The organism is Myxococcus vastator (genome assembly GCF_010894475.1).
Lineage (GTDB): Bacteria > Myxococcota > Myxococcia > Myxococcales > Myxococcaceae > Myxococcus > Myxococcus vastator.
Window position 1 is genome coordinate 1 of sequence record NZ_JAAIYB010000309.1, and the last position, 10,434, is coordinate 10,434.

Genomic DNA, 10,434 nt, shown 5'->3' on the forward strand with positions numbered 1-10,434 from the left:
GACTGGAGCACCACCGCGCCCGCCCCGTCGCCGAAGACATACATGGAGAGGTAGCCCTGCAGCGTCTTCGAGCGGCCAGGCCCGGCCGGCAGCTCGTCCGTGTAGACCTCGCGGTTCACCAGCGGGGACGTGAAGGCAGAGGCCACCACCGCCACCGTGCGGAAGCGCCCGCCGTCCATCATCTTCTTCACCATGTCCAACACGTACGGCGTGCCGCCGCAGCCGTCGTCCAGCACCAGCCCGAACGCGTCCTCGCGCATCTCCAGCCGCCGGTGCAGCTCCATGGCGTCGTGGTTGAAGTGCGGCGCGTCCGGCGTACACGTCACCACGAAGAGCGCGTCCAGCGCCTGGGGGTCCACACCCGCCTGGGCCAGCGCCTTGCGGAGCGCCACCTCACACATGTCCGTGTTGTTGGCCGGGTAGATGTGCCCGTCATTCTCGGGCGGCGGAATCGCCCGGCCCGTGGCCTCGTCGATGTCCCAGAGGAAGCGGCGCTCGCGGATGCCGACCTTCTCCTCGATGCGCGCCGCCGGCCACCCCGGGATGGCCCTGGCGATTCGCTCGTTGCTCACTACGCGTGAAGGAACGAAGGCACCGGCTCCGACGACACAGACATTGGGTGTCATTTAATGGCCCCGTTCTTTCACAGTCTCACCATATGGGAGGCATTCCCTGGCGAACGGGGGTTGAGCAGGATTCAGGCCATATACGAAGTCGTTGAAACAACTGCCGCTGGCGAACGGGGCCAATTCATCCGTGAATCACCTTCTTGCCAGATGCTCCATGAAGCTCCTGAGATTACTGGAGATTCTCGTTGCTTCACAAATGAAGCGGCGACCGTTGAGAATGAAGCGCTTCGCCACGAGAATTTCCTCTCAGTGACTGAGCATGTCACCCCAGGTGTCGCCAATGACTACGCTGCACAGTGAAAAGGGCGCATGCGTGCGTGAGTATTTACAGACCCACACGACAGAGCTGGGCGCCGAGCCTCTCACTGGGAGTCTCTGGCTTGAAGGGGGGGATGAGACGGCTGTGCTGAAATCAACACATCGGGAAGGCCGCCCACCCATGGGGGCGGCCACTCAACGACCTGGCGTGGCTCAGAACGGGATGTTGTCGTCGTCGTTCGGCGGAGGGATGTCGTCGCCGCCGTAGCCACCGCCACCGCCACGGCCGCCGCCGTAGCCACCCTGGCTGCCGTAGCCGCCGTCATTGCCACCGCCCGCGTCGCCGCCCCGCTGCCGCGCGATTTCCGCTTCAATGGCGGCGAGCAACTGGCGCTCCTTGTCGTGCCAGCGCGACTTGCTCGCGTCGTTCAGCGAGCGGCGCGCGCCGTTGGCGTAGAACTCCAGGTCGCCCATGCTGGCGCCGACAATGGGCCCGCCCTTGCTGCGGCCGTAGTTGGGGAAGACCATTCCATCCCCACCGCCACCACCGCTGCTCGCGGGCGCTGAACGCCGCGCCGCCGGGGCCGCCGCGTCCGGCGTGCCGCCAATGGACATCTCTCCCAGCGTCAGCGTGAAGCCCTCGCCGCTCTTGAACGCCGTGCCCACACGCACCTGCTCCACCCGCCCGTCGGGACGACGCACCGCCACGGTGACCGGATAACCTTGCTCGCTCATGCCGGGCCGAATCCCATCCCCGCCCCGTTACTGTCAACGGAGACTCGAAGGGGATGTCCGAGAACCGGCCGCTCGTCCGGCCTGCTCACCGCGCTCCCTGGATTCCACTGAAGCCGCTCGGGCCCGAAGGCCCGAGGGAATCCGCGGCGCGCGGCGCTCGAATCAGAACAGCGAGCCCTGGGAGGAGGACCGGCCCTTCTTGCGCTTGCCGGCTCCGGCCTTCGCCTTGGTGGTCTTGACGTTGCGCCCCCCCTTGACCGCGGCCTTCTTCGCGGCCGGGGCCTTCTTGGCCACCGACTTCTTCGCGGCGGCCGGGGACTTCTTCGCCCGTGCGGCCTTCTTCGCGGCGGCCGGGGCCTTCTTCGCGGCGGCCGGGGCCTTCTTCGCCCGCGCGGCCTTCCGACCCGCCGACTTCTTCGCGGCGGCCGGGGCCTTCTCCTCGGCGGGCGGCGGCGTCACCACGGGGGCGGCGGGCCTCGCTGAGGCCTTCTTCGTGGCGCCACCCTCATGCAGCGCCTTGCTGGCGGCGCGCCCCCGCGGCAGCTTCACGTCCGCCACCGATTGCGGAAGCGCGTCGTCCTTCCACGCCGACGGCCTGCGGTTGGTCCGCATCAGCAGCCGCAGCTTCTGGTAGTGCGCCGAGCAGTAACCCTTGGAACGGCTGGGCCGGTCGCAGCCGATGACGGCGCACGCCCGGGTGCCTTCCTCCGCACGCGCCTGGCTGACCGCCGGCTTCGCCGCCACCGGCCTGACCACGGCCGCGCGACCCTTTGGCGCCGCGACCACCTGCTTGCGGCCTCCGCGCGTGGACGCGGGCAGCTCCGTGGGCGGCCGCACGCCCGCCATGGCGCCGAGGCGACTGGTCAGCGGCGCCAGCCGGTCCGTCACCGCGCGCAGCAACTCCAGGGCCTCCAGGCCTTCCTCCATGCGCCGGACCGCCTCCTGCAACGGGACCAACTGCGCATCGAGTTCGCGCCGGAAGATTTCGCCAAGAGCATTCGCAATGGACATTGCCCGGGAGAATACACGGCCCCCTGGGAAACCGGTGTGAAAACCTGTGCTTGGCTCGCACCAATCGTTGACCGGCGGGCGAAGCCATACATCCCGAGAGGTCGGCCCCTCCCGCGCAGCGCGGCGGCTACCCCCGGGCGCTGACGGCGGCCGGCGGCTCGGCCCGAGGGAGGGAGCGCTCCGGGGGCTCCCGTTGGAGCTCAGGCGGCCGGGTGACGGCGGCCGTCCCGCAGGTGCGCACCGCCAGGGAGACGGCTCCCACGAGCAACAGTGCTGGAACAACCAGGTGACCCATGGCGCCTCCGCGAAGCAGGTGACAGGCGGGCGGGCGGGCCGGCCAATCCCGCGGGTCCTCCCCCGCCCGGCCGCCCGGCTGCCTCCGCCCGAGACATACGAATGAGCTTGCCGTCCGGGTCTGACGTTTCCGGAAGCCCCGGGCAGGCGAGCCCCCCAGACACCGCGGCGGGTGTTAAAGGGCTGGAGCATGAGCCAGGCGCCCACTCCCGTCCGCTTCAAAGGCACCGACACCTACCTGACCCACGAGAGCCTCCAGGCCGCGGTCAACTGCGCGCTGACCCTCCAACGCCCCCTGCTGGTGAAGGGTGAGCCCGGCACCGGCAAGACGCTGCTGGCGGAGGCCATCGCCGAGGCCCTGGGGCACCGGCTCATCACCTGGCACGTGAAGAGCACCACCCGCGCGCAGGACGGCCTCTACGTCTACGACACCGTGCAGCGCCTGTATGACTCGCGCTTCAACGACGGGGACGTGCGCGACATCCGCAAGTACATCCGCCAGGGCCCGCTGGGCGAGGCCTTCTCCTCGCCCGAGCGCGTGGTGCTGCTCATCGACGAGGTGGACAAGGCGGACCTGGAGTTCCCCAATGACTTGCTCCACGAGCTGGACCGGATGCGCTTCCGCGTCACCGAGACGGGTGACGAGGTGGTGGCGAAGCACCGCCCCGTGGTGGTGATTACCTCCAACAATGAGAAGGAGCTGCCCGACGCCTTCCTGCGCCGGTGCGTGTTCCACTTCATCGACTTCCCGGACACGGAGCTGATGCGCCGTATCGTCGACGTGCACCACCCGGGCCTGGACAGCGCGCTGTCCGAGCAGGCGCTGAAGGTCTTCTACGAGCTGCGCAGCTTCACCCGGCTGCGCAAGAAGCCCTCCACCAGCGAGCTCATCGACTGGATTGCCGTGCTCAAGGCGCAGGGCGTCCACGACCTCAAGCTGGACGAGCAGCTCCCCTTCCTGGGCGCGCTGCTGAAGAAGGAGCAGGACCTGGTCTCCGTGGCGGAGGCCTTCGGGCGCGGGCGCCGTCCCCGGGCCTGAAGAGGCGCTGCCATGTTCCTACCCTTCTTCTACGAGCTGCGCCGCCGCGGGCTGAAGGTCGGCGCCCAGGAGGCGCTGGCCCTGGCCGGCGCGCTGCGGGCGGGCCTCCACGACAGCCACCTGGACGGCTTCTACCATGTGTCCCGGGCGCTGCTCGTGCACTCGGAGACGCAGTTGGATGCGTTTGACCAGGCCTTCCTCGCCCACTTCCAGGGCGTGGAGACGGCGAGCCTGGAGCTGACGCAGGAGCTGCTCAACTGGCTGGAGGAGGCGCGCGAGCGGCCCGACCTGAGCCCCGAGGAGCTCGCGCTGCTGGAGCAGTTGGACCCGGAGGAGCTTCGCCGGCTCTTCGAAGAGCGCCTGAAGGAGCAGAAAGAACGCCACGACGGCGGCAACCGTTGGGTGGGCACCGGCGGGACGTCTCCCTTTGGGAACAATGGCTTCGGCCGCGAGGGCATCCGCGTGGGCGGCGGCGCGGGCAACCGCCAGGGCCGCGCGCTGATGCAGGCCGGGGCCCGGAGGTACGCGGGCTACCGCGACGACGTGGTGCTGGACACGCGGCAGATGGCGGTGGCGCTGCGCAAGCTGCGCGCCTTTGCTCGCGATGGCGCACCGGACGAGCTGGACGTGGACGAGTCCATCGCCGCCACCGCGCGCAACGCCGGCGAGCTGGAGGTGGTGACCCGGCCGCCCCGCCGGCCCAACACGCGCGTGGTGCTGGCCATGGACGTGGGCGGCTCCATGGACCCGTACGCGGCGCTGGTGAGCCGGCTGTTCAGCGTGGCCAGCCAGGCGACACACTTCAAGGAGCTGCGCACCTACTACTTCCACAACTGCGTCTACGGGAAGCTGTACGCCACGCCGCAGCTCACCGGCGGCATCACCGTGCCGGAGCTGGTGGCCCAGGTGGGGCGGCACCACAAGCTGGTCATGGTGGGGGATGCCTCCATGGCGCCCTACGAGCTGTCCATCCGCACGGATGCGCAGGGGCATTACAAGACAGACGGGCTGGAAGGGCTGACGTGGCTGATGCAGTTGGCGCAGCACTTCGAGCGCAACGTGTGGCTCAACCCGGAGCCCATGGGCACGTGGCGCACGGGGACCATCTCCGTGATTGCCCGCGTGTTCCCCATGTTCGCCCTGACGGTGGAGGGCCTGGGTGAAGCCGTCACGCACCTGACGCGGGGACGCACCGTGCGAGGCGCGGCGGCGCGGCGGTAGGCGAAGCCCCAGTCGGTGCCGCCGCGACGGTGCCCGTCCACGGCACCTCCGGCCGTCGGCGTCAATCACCCCCGGGTAGGAACCCCGGCCTATTGCCAAACACTTCCACCGAGTGAACACTTGCGTGGAAGGGTTGCAATACGCTGGCAGCGGGGGAACCCATATGCATCTCCATCGTGGCAGGAACGCGGCTCGTGGTTTCCTGTATGTCCTGTGTCTGCTGGCATCCGCCGCGGCGTGGGCGCAACCCTACGAGCTGTTCGCCATCTACGAGCCAGCGACAGGCGGGGGAACGGCCAAGGCCATCCGGCTGAAGCTCACCGAGAACGCCTTGATTCCAGACGGCGGCGAGAGCCACGCGCTTGACCGCATCATCGTCAAGTTCGACGCAGAAGGGGGGCCCCTGAGCGCGCTCTCCGTCTTCAGCCACCTCTACTTCCAGGTCGACATCGGAGCACAGCCGTCGTCCGCCAAAGTCAAGACGAGCGATATTGACCGACTGCCCAATCGCGAACTCACGCTCGCGCGCTGGCGCGGCGACCAGGAGAAGGACGCCGTCGTCTCCGTCAAGATTGGGGTGGAGGCGCTCTACGCCGGAGACTTCCTCTGCCTGCAGGAGCGGGAGCTCCTCGTGCCCCGGAACGGGAGTGGCACCAGCCTACGGGACTCGAAGCCCGAGAAGATTCCCTTGAGAGACATTCAAGCCAGCAGCCCTTCAACTGGCCAGAAGACATCCCCACCGGACCTGCGCACCCTTCTTCACACGTCCGACGGGGACCGCATCCTCTATTCACTCTGCCGTGACGAAGAGGGCAAGCTCCTGAATGACGCCGTTCATTGGGACAACGCTCGTCAGGATCCAGACTTCAAGCTGGGCGACGACGCCAACATGAAGAAGTCCACCGAGAACTTCCGCAGGGCCCATAAGCACGCGCTGGCCCGGCGAATCTCCGCGCGACTCAACTCGCAGTTCCCGAGCTTCGGCCGCACGGCCATCGTCGACACGGACTTCACGGAGTTTGACGGCGCCCGTTTCCAGGTGTCCGCCAGGTCCGGGTTCTTCGTCATCAAGGGCACGGGCTCCCTCTTCCTCATGGAGGAGTCGGGTGGCGAGGTCCAACGTCTGGCGGACCTCATCGACCAGGACGCGGACGTCGCCATTTCGCTGAACCAGGCCACCTGCGCCCAGCTTCCCCCCGCGGTCCTGCTGAACAGCCCCTGGACCTTCGAGCTGGAGGTTCCCGACGGCAAGGATGGCAAGACGCGCAAGGTGAAGGCGGAGCTGGACTTTCGCAACGGCTGCACCCGCTCCCTCCCCATCCCATGGAAGGACTATCTCAACCAGCGCGTCACCTTCCGCGCCATCTACCGTGTACCGGGCAATGAAGACATCGTCGTCTTGAAGGATTCATTCTCCATCTACAACCTCGGGCTCATCACCACGGTGCCCATCTTCACGGAAGTCATCGCAGCGGCCCAAGGCGCCTCTGCTTCCGACGTCGAGGCCACGTCAAGCATCCCCGTCTCCTACGCCATCCCCTTGAACGACCAGAGCACGCGCAGAGGGTCCTTGGCGGTGACCTTCCCATTCACGGTCAGCTACAACTCGCGCAAGGCACCAAACCTGGCGGAGTACGTCGCCTTCGCACCGTCCATTTCACTCATCAGCGGTGGATACAAGGACTCGGCCAGTGCCTCCGCGGACAACAAGGACGGCGCCCCCAGTGTCCGGGTTGCCATCGGCGTGGGCTTCAACGTCGCGCGGGCCTTCCACTTCGGCTACGCGTGGGCGCCCCAGGATGGCGGCCAGTACACGCTCATCGGGCTGTCCATCCCGGACCTGCTCCCCCTCCTCAAGGTGGGAGAGTGATGCGGACAGCGCGCCCACCCGGATGGGAAGTCCGTCTACTGGCCATTGCGTCGCTGGCGGTCGCGTGTGCGAGTCCCAGCTTCTTCATCACCGGCGACGCGCCGCCCAAGCCTGCGGGACCACCCGCCAGGGCCATTGTCCTGGCGTGTGATGAAGCCCCTCGGCGCGTTGTCGTTCCCGAAGCCGCCTTCTTGCGCGCCCTGGGGCCCTTGGACGTCGACGTGATGGACCCTCTTTCGGGCACGCCACGAGCGAAGGACACCACGCCGCACTCCCACATCCAGGAGGTGCCGGCGAAGGCCATGCTGGAGATCAAGGTCCAGGGAATGGTGAAGAGCGGCAACGACTGGGGAGCGCTCTGCTTCTGCCGCAGCCGCTTGGGAACGTGTACGCCCGACTGCGAGGACGCAGCTTCCCGGATTGACGTGCGCGTGACGTGCCCCGCGACGCGGTTCGCGAAGCGAGAGGGCCCCGGACACATCTCGTCGCCGCTGCCCGCGCACCTTCCCGTGCAGCTCACCTGCACGAGGAGCCATGAGACGTCGAAGCCGCTCCACTGCGCGCCGACGCTCGTCGCGCTGGAGGACGCCGGGCTCTCGGTGTTCGGCGCGCTCAAGCTCGCGCGGGAAGAGGCCGGGGCAAAGGCCCATACCGGACTCGTCTTCTCTGAGGCCGAAAGCAGCGGCCCGCCGCGGTCCTCCGCCGCGGCCTTCCTCTGCCTGCGCGGTGCCTGCTCCAACCCCGCCTACTACCTCCCGCTTGAAGTCACGTTCATGCCTCCGCCCCGCCCTGCGCCTCCAGTGTCCACTTCACCGGAGGTGCCGCCGGTTGACACCTGTTGCATGACGAGGGCCTATTGCACGAAGAGCGCCGTGCATCCCGCGGAATGAGGGCACCGTGCCCCCCAGGGCAGGAATTCCGGGGGCGCCCGTGGACTGGCGGACGGCCGGGCGGGCCACAGCGCATTTGGTGCAGCACCTGGAGCGTCACTTGCGGCATGGTGCGCGCGCACGCGAGCGGGACCGCGAGGACACCATGACAACCGACAAGCAGGACGTGCTGGCCATCAACACCATCCGCACCCTCGCCATGGATGCGGTGCAGCAGGCCCACTCGGGCCACCCGGGGGCGCCCATGTCCCTGGCCCCCGTGGCGTATCAGCTCTGGCAGCAGGAGCTCCGGTACGACCCGTCCCACCCCATCTGGCCGGACCGGGACAGGTTCATCCTGTCCAACGGCCACGCCTCCATGCTGCTGTACGCGCTGCTCCACCTGGCCGGGGTGAAGCGCGTCACGCGCGAGTACACCGTCGAGGACGCGCCCACCGTGTCGCTCGAGGACATCAAGAAGTTCCGGCAGCTCGACTCGTCCACCCCGGGCCACCCCGAGTACCGGTGGACCAGCGGCGTGGAGACGACCACCGGTCCCCTGGGCCAGGGCGTGTCCAACAGCGTGGGCATGGCCATGGCCAGCCGCTGGCTCGCCGGCTACTACAACCGCCCCGGCTTCGAGATGTTCGGCTACGACGTCTACGCCATCTGCGGCGACGGCGACCTGATGGAGGGCGTGGCGTCCGAGGCGGCGTCCATCGCCGGCCACCTCCAGCTGCCCAACCTGTGCTGGATTTACGACAGCAACCACATCTCCATCGACGGCAGCACCGACCTGGCCTTCACCGAGGACGTGGGCCGGCGCTTCGAGGCCTACGGCTGGCGCGTGCTGCGCGTGCCGGACGCCAACGATTTGAAGGCCATGGGCGAGGCGCTGCGCACCTTCAAGACGGCGCGCGGCAAGCCCACGCTCATCATCGTCACCACCCAGATTGCCTACGGCGCGCCCAAGCTCCAGGGCTCCTCCAAGGCCCACGGCGAGCCGCTGGGCGACGAGGAAATCAAGGGCACCAAGCGCTTCTACGGCTGGCCCGAGGACGAGAAGTTCCTGGTGCCCGACGGCGTGCGCGAGCGCTTCCAGGAGCGCATGGGCGCCCGCGGCAAGCAGCTGCGCACGGAGTGGGAGCAGAAGTTCGCCGAGTACCGCAAGCAGTTCCCCGAGCTGGCCGACCAGTTGGAGCGCATGCAGCGCCGCGAGGCCCCCCAGGGCTGGGACGCGGAGCTGCCGACGTTCCCCACCGACGCCAAGGGCCTGGCCACGCGCGACTCCAGCGGCAAGGTGCTCAACGCCATCGCCAAGCACTACCCGTGGCTGGTGGGCGGCTCGGCGGACCTCAACCCGTCCACGAAGACGTACATCACCGGCGGGGAGGCGATGAAGCCGGGCGAGTTCGCCGGGCGCAACGTCCACTTCGGCGTGCGCGAGCACGCGATGGGCTCCATCGTCAACGGCCTGTGCCTGAGCAAGCTGCGCGGCTACGGCGCCACGTTCCTCATCTTCAGTGACTACGAGCGCCCCGCCATCCGCCTGTCCGCGCTGATGGAGCTGCCCGCCATCCACATCTTCACCCACGACTCCATTGGCGTGGGCGAGGACGGCCCCACGCACCAGCCGGTGGAGCAGCTGGCGTCGCTGCGCGCGATTCCCGGCATCATCGTGCTGCGCCCCGGTGACGCCAACGAGGTGGTGGAGTCGTGGCGGGTGATTGCCCAGCAGCGCAAGCACCCGGTGGTGCTGGTGCTCACGCGCCAGCCGGTGCCCACGCTGGACCGCAGCAAGTACGGCGCGGCGTCCGGCGTGGCCCGCGGCGGCTACGTGCTGTCCGAGGCGGAGGGCGGCAAGCCGGAGGTCATCCTCATCGGCACCGGCAGCGAGGTGTCGCTGTGCCTGGGCGCCCAGGAGAAGCTCAAGGCGGACGGAGTCCCCGCGCGCGTGGTCAGCCTGCCGTCGTGGGAGCTGTTCGAGCAGCAGTCCCAGGAGTACCGGGACAGCGTGCTGCCGCCGTCCGTGCGCGCCCGCGTCGCGGTGGAGAAGGGCGCCGCCTTCGGCTGGGAGCGCTTCGTGGGACATGACGGCAACATCGTCGCCATGCGCAGCTTCGGCGCCTCCGCGCCCATCAAGGCGCTGCAGCAGAAGTTCGGCTTCACCGTGGACCACGTGGCCCAGCAGGCGAAGGACTCGCTGAAGAAGACGAAGACGCGGCCGTAGCCCGCAAAAAGTAAGGGCCTCGGACCGTCCCCCAACGGTCCGAGGCCCTCGGGCCTTTTCGGCATCCAGGTGCTCGTCCTGGCGAACTCATGGCGCGGAGAGGCGCGACCCCCGTCGCATCCCAGCCCCCCGGCTGGGGTTCCCCCCGCGCCATGAGCCCATCAGGTCACTTCAACGTCGTTCCCGGCTGACTCGTGGGCGTGAGCGTCGCGTCCCCCCGGTCGCAGCCTGGTTCCCCCGAACCGGCTTGTCGCTCACACCTCCAAGTCCTCCAGGTC

8 protein-coding genes and 1 pseudogene are annotated in these 10,434 nt (G+C 68.5%); 5 read left to right on the top strand and 4 right to left on the bottom strand.

All coding sequences use genetic code 11. The features are described from left to right. The 4 genes and pseudogenes from G4D87_RS25830 to G4D87_RS39020 all read right to left on the bottom strand — a co-directional run. Window positions 1-626 (bottom strand): annotated as a pseudogene (locus tag G4D87_RS25830) (3-oxoacyl-ACP synthase III family protein); the annotation flags it as partial. Between the two features lie 474 nt (window positions 627-1,100). Then, window positions 1,101-1,622: a hypothetical protein gene (locus tag G4D87_RS25835; RefSeq protein ID WP_163784961.1), complete on the bottom strand. Its 522-nt coding sequence runs from the start codon at window positions 1,620-1,622 to the stop codon at window positions 1,101-1,103. Window positions 1,623-1,784: 162 nt separating this feature from the next. Continuing rightward, window positions 1,785-2,633, bottom strand: a complete 849-nt coding sequence (locus tag G4D87_RS25840; RefSeq protein WP_163784963.1) for a cell wall protein — start codon at window positions 2,631-2,633, stop codon at window positions 1,785-1,787. A 127-nt stretch (window positions 2,634-2,760) separates the two neighbouring features. After that, on the bottom strand, window positions 2,761-2,928 hold the full coding sequence (locus tag G4D87_RS39020; RefSeq protein ID WP_176413565.1) for a hypothetical protein: 168 nt from the start codon (window positions 2,926-2,928) through the stop codon (window positions 2,761-2,763). 189 nt (window positions 2,929-3,117) lie between these two features. Here G4D87_RS39020 and G4D87_RS25845 point away from each other — a divergent pair, with 189 nt between their 5' ends. From G4D87_RS25845 to tkt, 5 genes are all read left to right on the top strand, one after another. Further along, the gene (locus G4D87_RS25845) at window positions 3,118-3,966 is read left to right on the top strand and encodes an AAA family ATPase (RefSeq protein ID WP_163784965.1); all 849 of its coding nucleotides are present in this window, start codon (window positions 3,118-3,120) and stop codon (window positions 3,964-3,966) included. 12 nt (window positions 3,967-3,978) lie between these two features. Beyond that, entirely contained in the window at window positions 3,979-5,187 is a 1,209-nt protein-coding gene (locus G4D87_RS25850) for a vWA domain-containing protein (protein WP_163784967.1), read from the top strand. Between the two features lie 163 nt (window positions 5,188-5,350). Beyond that, window positions 5,351-7,057, top strand: a complete 1,707-nt coding sequence (locus G4D87_RS25855) for a hypothetical protein (RefSeq protein ID WP_163784969.1) — start codon at window positions 5,351-5,353, stop codon at window positions 7,055-7,057. 221 nt (window positions 7,058-7,278) lie between these two features. After that, window positions 7,279-7,947, top strand: coding sequence for a hypothetical protein (locus G4D87_RS25860; RefSeq protein WP_163784971.1), 669 nt, complete (start codon window positions 7,279-7,281; stop codon window positions 7,945-7,947). A gap of 145 nt (window positions 7,948-8,092) precedes the next feature. Then, window positions 8,093-10,156 carry a transketolase gene (tkt, locus tag G4D87_RS25865; protein WP_205507724.1) on the top strand — a complete coding sequence of 688 codons (2,064 nt, stop codon included), beginning with the start codon at window positions 8,093-8,095 and terminating at the stop codon, window positions 10,154-10,156. Window positions 10,157-10,434 lie beyond the last annotated feature (278 nt).